18 protein-coding genes are annotated in these 17861 nt (G+C 65.2%); 11 read left to right on the top strand and 7 right to left on the bottom strand.

All coding sequences use genetic code 11. From position 1 onward, the window contains the following. The first annotated feature begins 129 nt into the window (after positions 1 to 129). Positions 130 to 891: an NAD kinase gene (locus ASD68_RS04710; protein WP_056603960.1), complete on the top strand. Its 762-nt coding sequence runs from the start codon at positions 130 to 132 to the stop codon at positions 889 to 891. 196 nt (positions 892 to 1087) lie between these two features. Beyond that, positions 1088 to 2017, top strand: coding sequence for a 5'-nucleotidase (locus ASD68_RS04705; RefSeq protein WP_056079349.1), 930 nt, complete (start codon positions 1088 to 1090; stop codon positions 2015 to 2017). Between the two features lie 27 nt (positions 2018 to 2044). Here the strand turns inward: ASD68_RS04705 and ASD68_RS04700 are convergent, their stop codons facing one another. Beyond that, positions 2045 to 2920 carry a DMT family transporter gene (locus ASD68_RS04700; protein WP_056079346.1) on the bottom strand — a complete coding sequence of 292 codons (876 nt, stop codon included), beginning with the start codon at positions 2918 to 2920 and terminating at the stop codon, positions 2045 to 2047. Between the two features lie 181 nt (positions 2921 to 3101). Here ASD68_RS04700 and ASD68_RS04695 point away from each other — a divergent pair, with 181 nt between their 5' ends. Genes ASD68_RS04695 through ASD68_RS04680 form a run of 4 tightly spaced genes read left to right on the top strand, consistent with a single transcriptional unit; the run spans position 3102 to position 7625 of the window. Next, positions 3102 to 4271 (top strand): acyl-CoA dehydrogenase family protein, encoded by a 1170-nt coding sequence (locus tag ASD68_RS04695; protein WP_056603958.1) that lies wholly within the window; start codon positions 3102 to 3104, stop codon positions 4269 to 4271. A 13-nt stretch (positions 4272 to 4284) separates the two neighbouring features. Then, on the top strand, positions 4285 to 4827 hold the full coding sequence (locus ASD68_RS04690; protein ID WP_056605191.1) for a GNAT family N-acetyltransferase: 543 nt from the start codon (positions 4285 to 4287) through the stop codon (positions 4825 to 4827). Beyond that, entirely contained in the window at positions 4806 to 5330 is a 525-nt protein-coding gene (locus ASD68_RS04685; protein WP_056603955.1) for a hypothetical protein, read from the top strand. The genes ASD68_RS04690 and ASD68_RS04685 overlap by 22 nt, the downstream gene beginning before the upstream one ends. A gap of 27 nt (positions 5331 to 5357) precedes the next feature. Further along, positions 5358 to 7625, top strand: a complete 2268-nt coding sequence (locus ASD68_RS04680) for a thiamine pyrophosphate-dependent enzyme (RefSeq protein ID WP_056603953.1) — start codon at positions 5358 to 5360, stop codon at positions 7623 to 7625. A gap of 53 nt (positions 7626 to 7678) precedes the next feature. On the opposite strand, the gene ASD68_RS04675 is transcribed toward ASD68_RS04680, so the two are convergent. Beyond that, on the bottom strand, positions 7679 to 9361 hold the full coding sequence (locus tag ASD68_RS04675; protein WP_056603949.1) for a diguanylate cyclase: 1683 nt from the start codon (positions 9359 to 9361) through the stop codon (positions 7679 to 7681). A 338-nt stretch (positions 9362 to 9699) separates the two neighbouring features. Here ASD68_RS04675 and ASD68_RS04670 point away from each other — a divergent pair, with 338 nt between their 5' ends. Further along, positions 9700 to 10257 (top strand): NAD(P)H-dependent oxidoreductase, encoded by a 558-nt coding sequence (locus tag ASD68_RS04670; protein ID WP_056079337.1) that lies wholly within the window; start codon positions 9700 to 9702, stop codon positions 10255 to 10257. An 82-nt stretch (positions 10258 to 10339) separates the two neighbouring features. On the opposite strand, the gene ASD68_RS04665 is transcribed toward ASD68_RS04670, so the two are convergent. Both ASD68_RS04665 and ASD68_RS04660 read right to left on the bottom strand, forming a co-directional pair. Next, a complete protein-coding gene (locus ASD68_RS04665; protein WP_255357720.1) occupies positions 10340 to 10594 on the bottom strand; it encodes a GMC family oxidoreductase in 255 nt (84 codons plus the stop codon). A 336-nt stretch (positions 10595 to 10930) separates the two neighbouring features. Further along, positions 10931 to 11830 (bottom strand): NAD(P)/FAD-dependent oxidoreductase, encoded by a 900-nt coding sequence (locus tag ASD68_RS04660; protein WP_056605188.1) that lies wholly within the window; start codon positions 11828 to 11830, stop codon positions 10931 to 10933. Between the two features lie 167 nt (positions 11831 to 11997). On the opposite strand from ASD68_RS04660, the gene ASD68_RS04655 reads away from it, so the two are divergent. Further along, complete coding sequence (locus tag ASD68_RS04655) at positions 11998 to 12186, top strand: CsbD family protein (protein WP_056079336.1); 189 nt, start codon at positions 11998 to 12000, stop codon at positions 12184 to 12186. Positions 12187 to 12289: 103 nt separating this feature from the next. Here ASD68_RS04655 and xth read toward each other — a convergent pair whose 3' ends face one another. Next, positions 12290 to 13132 (bottom strand): exodeoxyribonuclease III, encoded by an 843-nt coding sequence (xth, locus tag ASD68_RS04650; RefSeq protein ID WP_056603943.1) that lies wholly within the window; start codon positions 13130 to 13132, stop codon positions 12290 to 12292. Between the two features lie 150 nt (positions 13133 to 13282). Here xth and ASD68_RS04645 point away from each other — a divergent pair, with 150 nt between their 5' ends. Beyond that, the gene (locus ASD68_RS04645; protein WP_056603940.1) at positions 13283 to 14362 is read left to right on the top strand and encodes a mechanosensitive ion channel family protein; all 1080 of its coding nucleotides are present in this window, start codon (positions 13283 to 13285) and stop codon (positions 14360 to 14362) included. On the opposite strand, the gene ASD68_RS04640 is transcribed toward ASD68_RS04645, so the two are convergent. Next, the gene (locus ASD68_RS04640; protein WP_082545944.1) at positions 14359 to 14961 is read right to left on the bottom strand and encodes an alpha-ketoglutarate-dependent dioxygenase AlkB; all 603 of its coding nucleotides are present in this window, start codon (positions 14959 to 14961) and stop codon (positions 14359 to 14361) included. The two genes, ASD68_RS04645 and ASD68_RS04640, sit on opposite strands and share 4 nt — an antisense overlap. Positions 14962 to 15153: 192 nt before the next feature. Between ASD68_RS04640 and ASD68_RS04635 the strand changes: the two genes are divergently transcribed. Both ASD68_RS04635 and ASD68_RS04630 read left to right on the top strand, forming a co-directional pair. Further along, the gene (locus ASD68_RS04635) at positions 15154 to 16071 is read left to right on the top strand and encodes a DUF3014 domain-containing protein (RefSeq protein WP_235578633.1); all 918 of its coding nucleotides are present in this window, start codon (positions 15154 to 15156) and stop codon (positions 16069 to 16071) included. A gap of 258 nt (positions 16072 to 16329) precedes the next feature. Next, positions 16330 to 17346 carry an HD domain-containing phosphohydrolase gene (locus ASD68_RS04630; RefSeq protein WP_235578632.1) on the top strand — a complete coding sequence of 339 codons (1017 nt, stop codon included), beginning with the start codon at positions 16330 to 16332 and terminating at the stop codon, positions 17344 to 17346. 21 nt (positions 17347 to 17367) lie between these two features. Here ASD68_RS04630 and ASD68_RS04625 read toward each other — a convergent pair whose 3' ends face one another. Next, positions 17368 to 17820, bottom strand: coding sequence for a cupin domain-containing protein (locus ASD68_RS04625; RefSeq protein WP_056605182.1), 453 nt, complete (start codon positions 17818 to 17820; stop codon positions 17368 to 17370). Between the last annotated feature and the right edge of the window lie 41 nt (positions 17821 to 17861).

Below are 17861 nucleotides of genomic sequence, written 5' to 3'. Positions count from 1 at the left end.
TTTTGGCTCCTCCTCCTGCTGGCAGGGGGAGGTTGGGAGGGGGCGGGCGTGCGGGGACGCTCGGGACTTTAGGGCGCAGCTCCCCCTCTGTCGTATCCTTCAGCCTTCTCCCGCCAGTCAGGGTTCCCGATGCGTTTTGCCTTTGTCGCCAGCGACACCGCCGTCGCGCAACAGGCGCGCGATGCCTTGGTGCAACGGTATGGCGATGTACCGCCAGCCCAGGCCGAACTGATCGTGGCGTTGGGCGGCGATGGTTTCATGCTTCGCACCCTGCATGCCTATCGCGACCTGGACGTGCCGGTGTACGGCATGAAACTGGGTCAGGTCGGTTTCCTGATGAACATGCACCAGCTCGACCACCTGCCCGAACGCATCGAGCGGGCGCACGTGGCGTCGCTGTTTCCGCTGGAAATGCGGGTGACCGACGTGGCCGGCCGCGCGCATGTCGCCAAGGCGTTCAACGAGGTGTCGCTCCTGCGCCAGAGCAACCAGGCCGCCCATCTGGAAGTGCAGTTGAACGGCACGGTGAAGCTGACCTCACTGGTGTGCGACGGCATCATGGTCTCGACCCCCGCTGGCTCCACGGCCTACAACCTGTCCGCGCACGGCCCGATCCTGCCGCTGGATGCCAACGTGCTGGCGCTGACCCCGATCAGCCCGTTCCGCCCCCGCCGCTGGCGCGGCGCCATTCTTCCGCATCGCACGGAAGTGGCGTTTCGCGTCATCGACCCGGGCAAGCGACCGGTCAGCGCCACCGCGGATTTCCATGAAGTGCGCGACGTGCTGACCGTGACGATCCGGCAATCGGGCGATCAGGGCGTGCGGCTGCTGTTCGACCCCGAGCACAATCTTGAGCAGCGGATACTGGATGAGCAGTTCGCGGCGGAGTGAAGAGCTGCCCCCATCCGCCTGCGGCACTTTCCCCGTAAACGGCGGATCATCGAGCTCCCCCGAACCAGCCAGCTCCCTTCCCCCGTTTACGGGGGAAGGTGCCCGACAGGGCGGATGAGGGCAAGCTCTTCTCCACCCACCCATACCCCCACCTTTGCTAGATTCAAAACCATCCCTCCCATCAGGCACAGGACGCATGACCACTCCTCCCGTCGACGCGCACGATCCGGTAGCTGCCGGCGACAACCGACTGGTCGTGGCCATTTCCTCGCGCGCGTTGTTCGACCTCGGTGACAGCCACTCGCTGTTCGAGCGCGACGGGCTGGATGCATACCGCAACTTCCAGATCGAGCACGAGAACGAGATCCTGCAGCCTGGCGTGGCGTTTCCGCTGGTGCAGAAACTGTTGGGGCTCAACAAGCTGGCCGGTGACGTGCCGCCGGTCGAGGTGATCCTGCTGTCGCGCAATTCGGGCGATACCGGCCTGCGCATCTTCAACGCGATCCAGCATTACAAGCTGGAGATCAGCCGCGCCGCGTTTACCAGCGGCGCGCCGACGTCCGATTACATCGCGCCGTTCAAGGCGGATCTGTTTCTTTCCGCCAATGCCGAGGACGTCGGCCGCGCGCTCGCCGCCGGTGTCGCCGCCGCCACCATCCTGCCCAGCACCGCGCCGCCGCGCGCCAGCGAGCAGTTGCGCATCGCATTCGATGGCGATGCCGTGCTGTTTGGTGACGAGGGCGAACGGGTGTCGCGCGAGGAAGGGCTGGAAGCGTTCCATCGCAGCGAGGCCGAGCACGCCGCCGAACCGCTTTCGGTGGGCCCGTTCCGCGGTTTTCTTACCGCGCTGCACCGCCTGCAGGCGGCGTTTCCCGCCGAAGATTCACCGATCCGCACGGCCCTGGTCACGGCCCGTTCCGCGCCCGCACACAAGCGCGTCATCCTCACCTTGCGCCGCTGGGGCGTGCGCATCGACGAGGCGCTGTTCCTGGGTGGCCGCGACAAGGGCCCGTTCCTGGATGCCTTCGGTGCCGACATCTTTTTCGACGACTCACCGGCCAACGTGGAATCCGCACGCAAGCACGTGGCGACCGGGCATGTCCCGCATGGCGTCAGCAACCGCTGAGCCGCTGCGGTATCGCGCCATCGATCGTCACACCACGCGAGTTCGCTTCCACCAGCGCGTGACCTTGTCCTCGCGTACGAAGGTGAACAGGCCGGCGCCGAGGATGATGGCAATGCCGACTGCCATGGGCCAATCCAGCTGGTCGTCGAACAGCACATAGCCCAGAAGCACGGCCCACAGCATCTGGCTGTACTGGGTGGGTGCCACGTGATTCGCCGGCGCCCTGCGCGTGGCCAGCATCAGCAGCACCGCGCCGAGTGCGGCGAGCAAACCGTAGCCGAGCAGCAACAGCCATTGACTCAAATGCGGCCAGCGGAAGTTGGTCAGCATCAGCATGCCGGCGAGCGTCGTCGAGCCGATCACGCCGGCGCCGTACAGCGTGATGCGTTTTTCGTGTGGCCCGGACAGGCGCAGGGCAATCATCGAGATGGCACCGGCAAGGCCGCAGACAAGCGCGGCAAGATGGCCGGCGCCGAGTTCACGGAAGCCCGGCCGCAACACCACCAGCACGCCGAGGAAACCCGCCACCACCGCCGACCAGCGGCGCCAGCCGACATGCTCCTTCAATACCAGCACCGACAGGATGGTGACGAAGATCGGCATCAGGAAGATCAGCGCGAAAGCCTCGGCCATCGGCAGGGCGGTGAACGCGATCACGGCGGCGGTCGTACCGATGGCGCTGGCGACGGCGCGCACGACCCACAAACCCTGGCGTTGCGCGAGCAGCACCTCGCGCCAGCGGTCGCCCTCTCCCTTGATGAAGGGCAGTGCGCTCAGGCCCAACAAGGCGCCGAAAAACACCGCCTCATAAGCAGGCAGCGAGCCGTGCAACAGCTTCACGAACGCGTCGCTGAGCGCGAAGGCGGCAAAGGCCAGGAAACCGAGCAGGATGCCTTTGAACATGGGTATCCGAAGAGGGCGGGGGAAACTTCGATCGCAGCATGCGTGCAGCGCGATGAGGCGGGCGCGACGATTGTCCCACGGCCCTGCCGCTGCGCCTATCGCCGATGCTGCAGCTTGCCATGACCGCTCCGGACGGCCGGACTAGAATGCGAAGCTTGCCTTGACCTACGGACTCCATTGCATGGCTACCCGTCTCGACCCGCTCGATCTCTATGATGTCCGCTCGCTGCTCACCGACGAGGAGCGCATGGTGCAAGACTCCGTCGGCCGTTTCGTCGATGAGCGCGTGTTGCCGATCATCGGCGATTGCTTCGACCAGGGCCGCTTCCCGAAGGAGCTGATCCCGGAGATCGCCGGCCTGGGCCTGCTCGGCGCCACGATTCCCGAGGCATACGGTGGCGCCGGCATGAACGGCGTCAGCTATGGCCTGATCTGCCAGGAGCTGGAGCGCGGCGATTCCGGCCTGCGCAGCTTCGCCTCGGTGCAGAGTTCGCTGTGCATGTACCCGATCTTCGCCTACGGCAGCGAGGAGCAGAAAAAACATTACCTGCCGCCGATGGCCGCGGGTGAAGTGATCGGCTGCTTCGGCCTGACCGAACCGCACGGCGGCTCCGATCCGGCCAACATGAAGACCCATGCGAAGAAGGATGGCGACGACTGGGTCATCAACGGCGCCAAGATGTGGATCACCAACGGCAACCTGGCGCACATCGCGATCGTGTGGGCACAGACGGACGACGGCATCCAGGGCTTCGTGGTGTCGACTGACACGGCCGGCTTCAAGGCGCAGGAAATCCACAAGAAGATGAGCCTGCGCGCCTCGGTCACCAGCGCGCTGTTCTTCGACAACGTGCGCGTGCCGGACAGCGCGCGCCTGCCGAACGTGAGGGGCTTGAAGGGTCCGCTGGGCTGCCTCACCCAAGCGCGCTACGGCATCACCTGGGGCCCGATCGGCGCTGCGCAGGCCTGCCTCAAGGAAGTGCTCGACTACACCGCCGAGCGCATCCTGTTCGGCAAGCCGCTGGCCTCCAACCAGGCGGTGCAGCTGAAGATGGCCGACATGGCCCGGCGCATCACCACCGCGCAGTTGCTGTCGCTGCAGCTCGGCCGGCTGAAGGATGCCGGCAAGATGCAGCCGACCCAGGTGTCGCTGGCGAAATGGAACAACTGCCGCATGGCGATCGACATCGCGCGCCAGTGCCGCGACATCCTCGGCGGCGCCGGCATCACCACCGAGCACGGTGCGATCCGCCATGCGCTGAACCTGGAATCGGTGATCACCTATGAAGGCACCGAAACCGTGCACGAGCTGGTGGTCGGCCGCGAGCTGACCGGCATCAACGCGTTCTGAAAGGATGTGGCGCATGGACCTCGATTCGCTGCGCATCGAAACCGACCGGCTGATCCTGCGCCCGCCGCTTGCGCAGGATTTTGACGCCTATGCGGCGAAGATGGCGGATGCGGAGGCAACCCTCTTCACCGGCGGCGTGCAGACGCGGGCGTTGGCGTGGCGGAGTTTCCTGGGCAAAGCCGGTGCATGGACGATCCAGGGGTTCTCGATGTTCGCGGTGATCGAGAAGACCAGTGGCCAATGGATCGGCCAGTTGGGCCCATGGCATCCGGAAGGGTGGCCGGGAACCGAAGTGGGCTGGGGCCTGGCGCGCCACGCCTGGGGCAAGGGTTATGCGCTGGAAGGCTGTATCGCGGCGATCGACTGGACCTTCGACCGACTCGGCTGGGATGAAGTGATCCACTCCATCCATCCCGACAATCATGCCTCGCAGGCACTGGCGCGGCGGTTGGGTTCGACCCTCCGCGGCCCCGGCAAGCTGCCCGCACCGCACGAGGGTTCGCCCACCGAGATCTGGGCGCAGACGCGCGAGCAATGGCGCAGGCGACGCGCATGAGCCACCTCTCGCCAGCGCTTTACACCACCCTGGCCGAGATCGTGCCCGACCTGCACGTGCACTGCGTCGATCCGTGGTGCCTGATCGGCAGCACCGCGGCTTTGTTGCTCGGCGCGCAGGCAAGCGCGGCGGATGTGGATGTGCTGACCTCGCGTGCCGATGCCGAGACGTTGATGGCGGTTTGGGCATCGCAGCGCGAAACCGCGTTCACGCCGCCGGATGCCGGCCGCTTCCGTTCGCATTTCGCCCGTTTCCGTTTTCCCGGCGCGGCGGTGGAGATCATGGGCGCGCTTGAAGTTCATGCCGATGAGCGCTGGCAGGCGGTATCGCCCGGCCGCCTGGTGCTGGTGGGCGTGAACGGCCTGGCGGTACCGGTGCCTTCCCTCGACGACCAGATTCGCCTCTTCAAAAGTTTCGGACGGGAAAAGGACATGCGGCACGCCGAAGCGTTGCGGGCACTCACGCCTGCTGCTTTCACCATTCCTGTCCTGTCTTCCCGTTGACTACCGCCCGATCAGAACGACCACACCATGACAGCCATTCCCTTCGCCCTCGGCGCTCGCCACAAGGGCTTCAATCGCGCCGAAGTCGTCGACCAGAATTTTCTGGAGTTCGTGCAGCTGTGGCAGGGCGAAACCCGTGCCGCGCCACGCGACGACGAGGCGGTGTTGCCGGGCAGTGCGCTGGATGCGCGCGGCTTCCGCGAGTTGCTGGAATCGCAACTGATCTCGCGCCACCTCGACCTGATGGCGCGCGTGCTGCGCGTGCAGAACAAGGTGTTCTACACGATCGGTTCGTCCGGCCACGAAGGCAACGCGATGGTGGCGCGGTTGGCACGCCACACCGATCCGGCGTTCCTGCATTACCGCTCCGGCGCCTTCATGGCCGAACGTTTCCGCAAGATCCCGGGCATGGACCCGGTGATGGACTCGGCGCTGTCCTTCGCCGCCAGCAAGGACGATCCGGCCTCCGGTGGCCGCCACAAGGTGTGGGGTTCCAAGCCGCTGTGGGTGCTGCCGCAGACCTCGACGATCGCCTCGCACCTGCCCAAGGCGCTGGGCACCGCGGTGGCGATCGAGCAGGCGCGCCGCATCGGCCATCAGCTGCCGATTCCTGATGACAGCATCACCATCTGCTCGTTCGGCGATGCCTCCAGCAACCATGCCAGTGCGCAGACCGCGTTCAATACAGCGGCCTGGACGGCGTACCAGAAACTGCCCGCACCGGTGCTGTTCGTGTGCGAGGACAACGGCATCGGCATCTCGGTGAAGACGCCGTCGGGCTGGGTCGCCAACAATTACCAGCATCGCGCCAATCTCGACTACTTCTTCGCCGACGGCCTCGACGTGGCCGAGGGCTACGCCCAGGTGCAGCGCGCGGTGGAGCATTGCCGCAGCACGCGCCGGCCAACCTTCCTGCACCTGAAGACCACCCGCGTGATGGGCCACGCCGGCACCGATTTCGAGATCGAGTGGCGCAGCATCGAGGAACTCTTTGCGGTCGAATGCTCCGATCCGCTGCTGCGCTCGGCCGCCATCGCGCTGGCGTCTGGCCTGTATTCGAAGGACGACCTGCTGAATCTCTACGAGGCCACCCGCAAGCGTTGCTTCGCTGCCGCCGAGGATGCGGATTCGCGCCATCGCCTGACCTCGTTGGACGACGTGATGAAGCCGCTGGCGCCGTACACGCCGGCCGCGGTGAAGGCCGAGGCCACGCGCGCCGACTACGCGGCGCAGCGCCTGAAAGTGTTCGGCGGCGAAGCGAAGCTGCCGGAAAAACTGCCGCCACGGCATCTGGCCATCCAGATCGGGCAGGCTTTGCACGACCTGATGGCGAAGTATCCGGAGGCGTTGCTGTTCGGCGAGGACGTGGCGCAGAAGGGCGGCGTGTATACCGTCACCAAGGGCCTCAACAAGACCTTCAAGGGCAGCCGCGTGTTCAACACGCTGCTCGACGAGACGATGATCCTGGGCCTGGCCCAGGGCTACGCCAACATGGGCATGCTGCCGATTCCGGAGATCCAGTACCTGGCGTATTTCCACAACGCCTGCGACCAGATCCGCGGCGAGGCGGCCTCGCTGCAGTTCTTCTCCAACGGCCAGTACCGCAATCCGATGGTGATGCGCGTGGCCTCGCTGGGTTACCAGAAGGGTTTCGGCGGCCACTTCCACAACGACAACTCGATCACCGCGCTGCGCGACATCCCCGGCCTGGTGGTCGGTTGCCCCAGCCGCGGCGACGACGCGGCGATGATGCTGCGCACGCTGATGGCGCTGGCGAAGGTCGATGGCCGCGTCTGCGCCTTCCTCGAACCGATCGCGCTGTACATGACCAAGGATCTGTACGAGGCCGGCGACGGCCAGTGGCAGTTCGACTATCCGGCGCCCGACCAGGCGATGACGCTGGGCGAGGGCCGTGTCTACAACGAAAAGGCGAACGACCTGGTGGTGTTCACCTTCGGCAACGGCGTGCCGATGGCGTTGCGCGCCGCGCGCACGATCGAAGCGGAGCTGAAGTGGCAGGTGCGCGTGGTCGATCTGCGCTGGCTGGCGCCGCTCGACGATGCCTTCATCGCGGCACAGGCGAAGAGCGCCAGGCGCATCCTGGTGCTGGATGAAGGCCGCAAGAGCGCGGGCGTGGGCGAGGGCGTGATCACCGCCATCGTCGAAGGTGGCTGCGGTGCCACGCCGTTGCGCCGGGTCGTGGGCGCCGACACCTTCACGCCGCTGGCGAGTGCCGCCTTGCTGGTTTTGCCGGGTGTAGACGATGTGGTGGCGGCTGCCCGCGAGCTGGGGTGACCGAACCAGAGGCTCAAGCAGGCGCCAGTGTGGGCGTCGGCGGCGAAAGCCTGTTACCGGCCGTTTCCATCGATGATATGCAACCGTGGTCGTGCCGAGTGTGGCGTGGCGACACGATGCAGAAAGGTGCGGTTGCGACCACCGAGCTTGGCTTTGTACATGGCCTGGTCGGCGCGATCCACCAGTGACGCAACGGTGTCGCCCTCGATACGCATGGCGATGCCGATGCTGATCGTGAGCCGCTGCTCTCCCTCGTCCACCGGAATCTCCAGCCGGTGCACGCGGCGGCACAGCCGGGTGGCCACCTGCATCGCTTGCGCCACCGTGGCACCGGTCAGCAAAACCACGAATTCCTCGCCGCCATAGCGGCCGAACAAGTCGGCGGGCCGCAGCTCCGTTTCAAGCGCTGCCGCCACCGACGTCAGTGCGTGATCGCCCGCGCTGTGGCCGTGGTGGTCGTTGAGCTGCTTGAAGTGATCCAGGTCCAGGAACAGGGCGGCCAGTGATTGCGGGGGATCGCTGGCCAGCGCTTTCTCGGCGCGCTCGATCCATGCGCGGCGGTTGAAGGCATTGGTCAGCATGTCGCGTTCGGCCAGTACGCGCACGGTGTCGCGGTCGCGGCGCAGCACCAGCGCACGGTCGGCCAGACCCAGCGACAACACGATGGCCTCGAACGCACCTACGCCAAGCGCCGCCTGGTTGATCCAGCCCAGGCTGGGCAGCGCGCCGTTCATCTGTGCGCTGCTGATTGCCGTAAGCGCCAGCAGCGGTACCCAACCGACCAGGAAAAACCACGCATGCCTCGAACCGCGTGCGGCGGCGATGATGGCGGCGATGGACAGCAAGGTGGCCCCCAGCAACAGCAGCGGATTGAGCAGCAATGACATCCTCTGCTGGAGCAGGTCGATGCGGCTACCTTGCATGATGACCAGTGCCGCCATGCAGACGGCCAGCCCGCCGATGAGAACACGCAGCAGCGGTGCGTAGCGCTGCAATTCGCAGAACCGCACCATGAACAGCGACGCGAATGCCACCGAGGCGGCGGTGGCTATGGCTTCGAGCGCGGGCGCTATCCCGTCCAGCCAATGCCACTCCAGCGGATGAAACAGGAAGCCACTCTGCGCGGCCTGTATCAGCGCATAACAGAGGATGTAGCCCGCGTACCAGGTGTAGGTGACGTCGCGCAGCATCAGCGAAAAACACAGTGCCATCAGCACCATCGCCAGCATCACGGCGAAGCACGCGGTGGCGAAGACCAGCCAGCTGGCGTCCTTCTGCAGGTATTCGCCCCACGGCTGCAGGTCGAACCGCACGGGCGCGGCGACGGCGGTCGTGGGTTCGAACTTCAGCACAATCGGTGCGGAGGGCGGTTGTGTTGTCGGCACGTACCACGCCAGCCGGCCGTGGCCATGGGCCGGTGCCGAAAAATCCCTGCGCGACAAGGGGGCGACGACGTCGGTTGCCGCGGGATAGATGGTGATGACGCCGGCCGGGGGCGGGTAAATCGCCAGCACCCTTTCTTCATCGACCCAGGGGGGTTGCGGCGCAAGCACGACCCAGCTGCCAAGGTTGCTGCGCGGGAACTGCTGCAGCATGGCGGGATCGAAGCGGGTCAGCGTGCCGTTGTGAAAATCCTGCAGCACCTGTTGCGGCGTATCGCCCGCATGCACCGTGCGCCAGGCGCCATCCAGTGGTGTGGCGGCGCGGACAATGCCAATCGACAGCAGGCTCAGCATCAGACAGCCGAGCCACGGGAGGTGGCAAAAAGCGCTGATTGTTTTCGACCTGGCCATCGACCGTTCCTTGAACGTTGACTTCCCCTCACCGGACTATGCGTATTCCCTGCAACAAGTCCGTCATGCCCTGGGCATGAGCTCTGGCGTCTCTCCATTGTTGCACGGGGTGGGTCGGCAAGAAAACCTGAAAAATCAGTGTGATCCGTGAGATCGACAAAGCAATCGGCGTGCCACTGGGTCGTTTCGGGCCAAACCGGGCGTCATCACGGTGCCTAACGCGGAGGAACCTATACTGGTCGGCGCATCAAAATGGACCTCAACCTGTCGGAGCCAAACACATGGGTAAGATCAAGGTAGCGGTATTCGTCGGCAGCCTGCGCAAGGCATCCATCAATCGCCGATTGGCGTTGGCCGTGGAGCGGCTGGCGCCCGAAGGGGTGGAGTTCGAGCACATCCGGATCGACAACTTGCCGCTCTACAACCAGGATTTCGACGGCGATTACCCGGCCGAGTGCAAGCGGCTGAAACACCAGGTGGAGGCCGCCAACGCGCTGTTGTTCGTTACCCCCGAATACAACCGCTCGGTGCCCGGCGTGCTGAAGAACGCGCTTGATATCGGGTCCCGGCCCTGGGGCACCAACTCGTTCGCGGGCAAGCCGGGGGCGGTGATCGGCGCCTCGATCGGCGCGGTGGGCAGCGCCATGGCACAGCAGCATCTGCGCAACACGCTGGCCTATCTGGACGTGTCGACGCTGGCGCAGCCGGAGGTTTTCGTGCATTTCAAGGACGATACCTTGATCGATGAGAAGGGCCACATCAGCAACGACGGCACCGAAAAATTCCTGCAGGACTTCGTCGACCGTTACGTGGCATGGGTGCGCCGGCACCTGGCCTGAACGTCGCAGCGACCGCTGCCGCCTGGCCATGGCGCCAGGCGGCGAGTGTTTGCAACACCCGAGAATTCTGTAATGAAGGGAGTCAGGCGGCGTTCGCCTGATCCCCCATCTCGGCCAGTGCGTCCGACCGCAGTTTCGCCTTGAGGTTTTCGGCCAGGCGCAGGCTCAACGCGACGATCGTGAGTGTCGGAAACGCCCAGCCGCCGGTCGGGAACACGGAACTGCCGGCTATGTGCAGGTTGGCTACGCCATGCACCTTGCCGTGGCGATCGACCACGCCTTTCTTCGGGTCGTCCGCCATCCGCGTCGTGCCCAGGTGATGGGCGGTGGTGTATATCGGCGGTACTTGGCGAATCTCCCTGACGCACGGTTATATGCCGCCGCCCCTGCTGCCCCCAGCGGCGGAAGTATATGCAAGTTTTCCGGCGGTGTTGAATACATCGTCAGTCCGATGGCTCGAACATTCCGTCGTCGTTCGCCCCGATCCGCAAGTGGTGGCGCCGGTACGGTGAATTGATTCGCGCGTATATGCGCTTTCCCGGGCATTGCCGTTGGCTGGTTTTTGCCGATACCACCGCGTGTCGGTTCGCAACGTCGCGCCCTTGATCAACACCTGATCTTCTACCCGCACAGCCGTGGCCTCGGCTGTCGGCACGGCGCGGGGAACCGATCCTCACCGGGGGTTTGGCGGAAGACGCTGGTGCACTGCGCTGGCGGCCAGCGCGGCATGGCCCACCGCCACGCTGATCTGGTTGAGCCCGCTGACCACATCGCCAATCGCATACAAACCCTCCACGCTGGTGTGCATCCGTTCGTCCACATGCAGCGCCCCAACGGCATCGAGCCGCGCGCCGAGTGCGCGAACCAGCGCGCATTGCGCTTCGGCGCCAAGCACGGGGTAGAGCGTATCCATGCGCAGCGTGGTGCCGTCGCTGAAATCCGCCTGGCAACCGCCGTCGCGCAGCGACAGCCGGGTGGGCGCGGGGTACAACGTGATACCGGCACGGTCCGCGCGCCGCCGCCATGCGTCATCAAGCATGCCGGGTTCATCCATGACCAAGGCGGCGACCTTGCGTGAAAACGTGCGCAGGAATTCGGCGTGGTCGAGCGCGTCGGCGGCCGGGGCGAGTACGCCGATCGCTTCGTCGCGGGCTTCGTAGCCATCGCAAACCGCGCACAAGCGCACCACGCCGCTGTGGATGGCGTCTTCCACATCCGCCATTTCGGGCAGCCGGTCGACCACGCCGGTGGCCAGGATCACATGACGCGCCCGCCATTCGCGCGTTCCATCACCGGCGACAAAGGCAGGGCCCTCTCTGGCCAGGGTCTCTACCTGCGTTTCCACGATCGGCACACCGTATTCCCGTGCGTGGGTGCGATAACGTGCCAGCAATTCGTTGCCCGCTACGCCGAAGGGAAAGCCGGGGCAGTTGTGGCTGGCCGGAATCCAGCGGGCGCGGCTCTGGCCACCGTCCAGCACCACGATGTCGCGCCGGAACCGCGCCAGGTAGGTCGCCGCCGTGAGTCCCGCGGGACCGGCGCCGATGATCAGACAGTCGTAGGTGTGGGCCATGCGGAGCGTCCGGACGAGGTGGTCACACAGCTTGCCGGCCCGGACCGTGAATGCAACGTGCGCATCGGCACCCGCAAACATCGTGCAAACAGGCCGGTCACGGCCTGTCGACCGCCCTCGTCGTACAAACGAAGCGCCTGCACGCCGCAGGCTTGCGGAGAGTTGGCATGGATCACAATCGCGTCGAGGGTACGAAGCACGAGGTCAAGGGTGCCGTGAAGGAAGTGGCCGGCAAGGTCACGGGTGACAAATGGCAGGAAGCAAAGGGCGCCGTGGAGAAAAACGTCGGCAAAGTCCAGAAAAAGGTTGGCAAGGCTAACGACGACGCCAAGCGGGAAGCCGACCGTCGCCATTGACGGCGCTTGATGGCCCGGCCAGGGATTGGCCAGGGTCGGTTGTCACCGGCCGCTTGCCGAGAAATCGATGGGGCTGCAGCCATCGCGCCCGCTCGTTGCCTGGTCAAGGCCTGGCCGGCTGCGGGCGGGCGGTCTTGCGCGGCGCGGCGGATTTGCACCGGGCCGCCATGTCCAGCGTGATCCAGGTCGGTGTGTGATCGCTGGGATGGGGCAGGTCGCGTACCCAGCGATCGACGTTGGCATCTTTCAGCCGCGGCGCCAGATCGGCGCTCAGCAGCAGATGGTCGATGCGAAGGCCCGAATTGCGCGGCCAGTGCTGGCGGAAATAATCCCAGAACGTGTAGATGCGATCATCCGGGTGACGGGCACGCAAGGCGTCGGTCCAGCCTTGCGCCAGTAGTCGCTGATAGCACGCGCGGCTTTCCGGTTGCAGCAGGGCATCCTTCAGCCATGAGCGCGGGTTGTAGATGTCCTCGTCGGTGGGGACCACGTTGAAATCACCCGCCAGCACCACTGGGTGGCCGCTCTTGTAGAGCCGCGCGGCGTGCTTGATCAGCCGCTCGAACCACGCCAGTTTGTAGTCGAATTTCGGCCCCGGTTGCGGGTTGCCGTTGGGCAGGTAGAGGCAACCCACCATGACGCCATGCGCCGCCGCTTCCAGGTAGCGGCTCTGCTTGTCGGCCGGATCGCCGGGCAGGCCGCGCCGGCTTTCCACCGGGTCGCCACCGCGGGCGAGAATCGCCACGCCGTTCCAGGAGGTTTGCCCCTGCCACAGCGCACCGTAGCCGGCGGCGCGGATCTCGGCGATCGGAAACGCATCATCGGGCGCCTTCAGTTCCTGCAGGCAGACGATGTCGGGCATCTCGCGCTCCAGCCATGCCAGCAGGATCGGCAGTCGCGAGCGGATGCCATTGATATTGAAAGTGGCGAGCTTGAGCGGGGACACGCGACGGCTCCATCGGGATGGACTGCCGGATGCTAGCGGGCGCGATGGTGCACGCGCAGTGAGCATGCAGGCGCTGGCTTTCACTTTATCGGTACCGCCGGTGTAGTTCGCTGGCCCTACGCCGTACTTCGGCCAGCCGGGAAAGCATGCATGACCGATCCCTCCCCATCCGTCGCCAACAGCGCCCTCGACCCGGCGAAGGCCCAGGATGAACAGGTACAGCGCGCCATGCGGCAGCGCTCGCGCGACTGCGGCGATGAAAAGCCGCCGGCGGTACCGCGCCGGCACAAGTTCTGGCTGGGGACCTATGCGTTGGCGTTGATCGTGCTGGCGGTGGTGTTTTACCTGTTGCGGCTGCATTACTTCGATTTCGCCGCGCGCTACGTCCCGCTGCTGCGGCGAGCCAGCGGGGGCGCGATGGCAATCGTGTTGACCCTGGCGGCAGCCAGGCTGGTGCGCGTTTACGCCATCGAGCGGGCGGAGACGGCGGTCACCCGCTACAACCTGCGTCGCATCCTGCGCCTGGTGGTGTACGTGGTGCTGGCGTCCATCGTGGTTTCGGTGTTGTTCGCCAACTGGTACGCGGCCGCCGCTTCGCTGGGACTTATCTCGCTGGTGCTGGGTTTTGCGTTGCAGACGCCGATCACCAGCTTCATCGGCTGGATCTACATCCTTGCGCGCGAGCCCTATCGCGTGGGCGACCGCATAAGCATCGGCGAGGCCACCGGCGATGTCATCGACGTGACCTACCTGGATACGACGCTGTGGGAGGTTGGCGGGCCCTATGTCTCCACCGATCATCCGAGCGGGCGCCTGGTGAAGTTTCCCAATGCCAACGTGCTGACCAGCGCCATCTACAACTATTCATGGCCGGTTTTTCCGTATATCTGGAACGAGATTTCCTTCCAGGTGGGCTACGACAGCGACTTTGAGTTCGTGGGCCGGGTGATGCGCGAGGCGGCGGAGGCGGAACTGGGCGAGGCGATGATCGAACGCGTGCAGGTTTTCCGCGACATCCTGGCGTCCACCCCGGTGGACCAGGTGCAGGTGCACGAGCGGCCGTCGGTGCTGTTTCGGGTCAACGCCAATACCTGGATCGACGCGATCGTGCGCTACGTGGTGGATCCCAAACAGGCCGGCAGCGTCAAATCCCGCCTGATCGCCGCAATGCTGCAGCGGCTCAACGCCGAGCCGGAGCGGGTGCGCTTTCCCAAGGGCGACAGCCGTTAGGAAACATCGCCAGTCTTGCCCGCTTCGCGCACCCGAAAGGCCAGACTGATGCGCGGTCCGATGGGAGCGCGCTGTTTGAGAATGGCGTGGTCGTAGTGGAGCTGGGTTTCCCAACTCATCAACAGCGCACTGCCGGCGTCCAGATCCACCCGCAATACATGGCGCGGCGGCTGCTTGCCGCGGATCGTCATGGTGCGGGTGGCGCCGAGCGACAGCAACACGATCGGCTGGCCTCTGATGATATCCGCGAGCTTGTCGTTGTGTGGCGCCACGCTGTCGTGCTGGTCGCGGTAGAGATTCAGGCCAATACTGTCGAACGGTGCGCCGAAGGCGGCGCGAACACGGCCAAGGGCCTGTTGCAACACGTCGGGAAGCGCCGGGTCGTCGGTGCGGAAATGCGCACGCAATCGCGGTACGTCCACTTCACGTTCGTACATCACCCGACGGCCGCTCTTCCACACGATGCCGTCGTGCAACGCCCGGAACCACTGGGCTGCGGTTTGCGCATCGATGAGGTCCGGCGTCAGCGTGATCTTGCCGCTGACATCGTCGAGCAGTATCCGCGTGCCGCCCGCATCGAAAAGACTGGCCTGCTTCATGATCAGGCCCGTGGAGCGCGTTCGCCGGCGAAGCGGATGGGGGAGGCGGGCATGAAGGCAGCGCGGTGTGCAGGAGGTGCCATGGTGCGGAAATACATGGACACGCGAGGTGAAAGCACGGCGGCTAACGAAAGATCAACGCATGCGCAGGCCACTTCGGACATGCTGGTGTCGTCGGCGTGACGCGGGGCCGTGAACGATCCGGACCGCTTTCAGTCGAACCGCTTGTGCAATGGCAACGACGGAGTACGCGTGAAAAAGAAAACATCGGTGGCAAGTTGGGTGCTGGCTGTGGTCGTGGTGCTGGTGGTTGCGGTGGTGGCTCTTTATGTGTCGCACAAGATGAAGCAGCAACCGCCCGCGGCCGGTGAAACGGCGCCATCGGCCACAACGCAGGTCGCACCAGCGACGGCGACGTCACCCCGCCATCCGATCACGCAGGCGGCGGTGCCAGCTACTGCGTCCACTGCCTCACTGCCGCCGCTCGGTGAAAGCGACGACGACGTGATCGCCGCGCTCATGGCGCTGACAGGTGGAGACCAGGGGCGTGATTTGCTGGTATCGACACGGGTGGTGGCGCGCATCGTCGCCACCATCGATGCCTTGCCGCGGCGTGCAATGGGTACGTTGATGCTGCCCGCGCACCCGCCCAAGGGTGCGTTTGCGACGGTCGAAACCGATGGCCATATCACCGTGGCCGCGCAGAACAGTGACCGCTATACGCCTTATATCGAGGTGATGCAGCATGTCGATCCGGCGCAGTTGGTCGCCTGGTATGCGCGTGCATACCCCATGTTCCAGCAGGCTTATCAGGAGCTTGGCTACCCCCATGGTTATTTCAACGACCGGTTGATTGTGGTGATCGACGACCTGCTGGCGGCGCCGGAGCTGGCACAGCCGGCACTCCTGTTGCGATCGAAGAGCCATTACGTGTTCGCGGATCCCGCGCTGGAATCCCTTTCGGCGGGCCAGAGGCTTCTGTTGCGTACGGGGCCGGCCAACGAGGCGTTGATCAAGGCAAAGCTGCGTGCCATCCGCGCGATCCTTGTCGGCACCGATTTGCCGGCCGCCGGACGTCCCGCGCCTGGTGCTTCTTCCGGCCCAGGCTAAAGATCACGGCGCATCCGCCGATCAGGTATGTACAGGTACACGGTGCTGGTTGCGGTTGCAGTTGCAAGGCCTGCCGCAATGGAGGGTCGGTTGGTTGAGACCATCGACCCGGGAGCACACCGCTTCGACCGCTCGGTACCTGAAAGCGGGGCGAATGTGCAAAAGCGTCTGATCGATCCATCGGATCTCAAGATTGGCGAACCGTTGCCATGCGATGCCTATGATGTGAAGGGCACGCTTCTCCTGCGCCGCGGTCACGTGATAACCAGCGCAAGCCAGATCGAGAAACTGGAACGTCATGCGTTGTGGGCAGGGGTGACGCCCACCCACGAGCCCGCGGCGCCGGAACCCGACCGAAACCCGTCGCCGCTGTCGCTCATTCTCGGTGCACGACGCCAGTTGCAGTTGTTGTCCGCCGCGCCGGTCGGAGACGAGGTCTCCACGCCGCTGTTGCAAGTGGCCGCCACGGTGCAGCGTGCCTGCCGGGCCAACGCGGATGTCGCGCTGGCTTCGATCCTGATGCATCGCGAGGGTTCCTACGCCATTCGCCATTCGGTGAACGCGGCCATCGCATGCCAGATCGCCGGCGTGGCCATGTCGTTCTCTGCGGCCGACCTCGCCACCGTGGTGGCGGGGGCCTTGACCATGAACTTCGGCATGCTCGATCTGCAGCAACGCCTGCAGGAAGTGGGCGAGTTGAACGACGACCAGCGTCGTGACGTGACCGGTCATTGCGAACGCGGCGTGGACTGGCTGCAGCAGCGCGGCGTTGGCGACGAACGCTGGCTGGAAATCGTGCGCGACCATCACGAGCGCCCGGATGGCAGCGGCTACCCCGCAAAGAAATCCGGCGACGCCATTCACCCGTTGACCCAGCTGGTATCGCTGGCCGACGTCTATTGCGCGCGGGTTTCCAGCCGCGCCTGCCGCAGTGCCATGCTGCCCAACGTGGCCTTGCGGCGGCTCTTTCTCAACGAGGGGGCGGCGGTGAACGAGCATCATGCGGCGCTGTTCATCAAGACCCTGGGTATTTACCCGCCGGGCACCGGCGTGCGTCTGCACAACGGCAGCATTGCGGTGGTCACGCGCCGGGGCGCCACCGACCGCAATCCGCGGGTGTCCTCGATCACCACCCAGGACGGTTTGCGCATCGGTGCGCCGATTCGTCGCCATGGCGACCCCACGGCTCACGCCGTGACCGAGGTGGTGGATCTCGACGAGTTGGGCATGAACGTAAGCATGGAGGCGCTGTGGGGTTCGGACGCCGCGCTCTGAGATGCCCGCCGGGCTGCCGCACTAGTACGGTGAACCGTCCTTGTGGGTATAGCCAGCGTCACCGGCGGGTGCATGCAGGTCGACATCCGGATAGGTGCACGCGTCGTCCGGATGGCGCGAGCCGATTTCCAGATACACCGCGTTGACCTTGCCGCGATTCAGCAGCTGATGGCCGTCCGCCACGTTTTTCGGAAACGCGGCGCAGTCGTGGGCGTGCAGGGTTTGCTCGCCCGCGTCGGTCACCAGCACCACGTCGCCGGACAGCACGTACACGAATTCGTCCTCGTGGCTGTGCCAGTGCCGCTGGCTGGATGAGGCGCCTGGCGGCAGCGTGGTGAGGTTGACGCCGAAGTCCTGCAAGTTGCCAGCATTGCCCAGGGCCAGCTTGATGCGTTTGCCGGCCTGTTCGGCGAAAGGTGCGGGGTAGTTCGAGCCGGTGCGTTCGGGGACACTGGCAATATCTATTTTCGGCATCATGTACTCCGGTAGGGTTTGAACTTGCCCGATCACTAACA

Origin of the sequence: Rhodanobacter sp. Root627 (assembly GCF_001427835.1) — a bacterium.
Lineage (GTDB): Bacteria > Pseudomonadota > Gammaproteobacteria > Xanthomonadales > Rhodanobacteraceae > Rhodanobacter > Rhodanobacter ginsenosidimutans.
This window is presented reverse-complemented; position numbering and strand designations above follow the sequence as displayed.

What these genes read in the sequence shown, in the direction of transcription:
- ASD68_RS04710 (WP_056603960.1), top strand. Translation starts at nt 130, where the DNA reads ATGCGTTTTGCCTTTGTCGCCAGCGACACCGCCGTCGCGCAACAGGCG.
- ASD68_RS04705 (WP_056079349.1), top strand. Translation starts at nt 1,088, where the DNA reads ATGACCACTCCTCCCGTCGACGCGCACGATCCGGTAGCTGCCGGCGAC.
- ASD68_RS04700 (WP_056079346.1), bottom strand. Translation starts at nt 2,920, where the DNA reads ATGTTCAAAGGCATCCTGCTCGGTTTCCTGGCCTTTGCCGCCTTCGCG.
- ASD68_RS04695 (WP_056603958.1), top strand. Translation starts at nt 3,102, where the DNA reads ATGGCTACCCGTCTCGACCCGCTCGATCTCTATGATGTCCGCTCGCTG.
- ASD68_RS04690 (WP_056605191.1), top strand. Translation starts at nt 4,285, where the DNA reads ATGGACCTCGATTCGCTGCGCATCGAAACCGACCGGCTGATCCTGCGC.
- ASD68_RS04685 (WP_056603955.1), top strand. Translation starts at nt 4,806, where the DNA reads ATGGCGCAGGCGACGCGCATGAGCCACCTCTCGCCAGCGCTTTACACC.
- ASD68_RS04680 (WP_056603953.1), top strand. Translation starts at nt 5,358, where the DNA reads ATGACAGCCATTCCCTTCGCCCTCGGCGCTCGCCACAAGGGCTTCAAT.
- ASD68_RS04675 (WP_056603949.1), bottom strand. Translation starts at nt 9,361, where the DNA reads ATGCTGAGCCTGCTGTCGATTGGCATTGTCCGCGCCGCCACACCACTG.
- ASD68_RS04670 (WP_056079337.1), top strand. Translation starts at nt 9,700, where the DNA reads ATGGGTAAGATCAAGGTAGCGGTATTCGTCGGCAGCCTGCGCAAGGCA.
- ASD68_RS04660 (WP_056605188.1), bottom strand. Translation starts at nt 11,830, where the DNA reads ATGGCCCACACCTACGACTGTCTGATCATCGGCGCCGGTCCCGCGGGA.
- ASD68_RS04655 (WP_056079336.1), top strand. Translation starts at nt 11,998, where the DNA reads ATGGATCACAATCGCGTCGAGGGTACGAAGCACGAGGTCAAGGGTGCC.
- ASD68_RS04645 (WP_056603940.1), top strand. Translation starts at nt 13,283, where the DNA reads ATGACCGATCCCTCCCCATCCGTCGCCAACAGCGCCCTCGACCCGGCG.
- ASD68_RS04640 (WP_082545944.1), bottom strand. Translation starts at nt 14,961, where the DNA reads ATGAAGCAGGCCAGTCTTTTCGATGCGGGCGGCACGCGGATACTGCTC.
- ASD68_RS04625 (WP_056605182.1), bottom strand. Translation starts at nt 17,820, where the DNA reads ATGCCGAAAATAGATATTGCCAGTGTCCCCGAACGCACCGGCTCGAAC.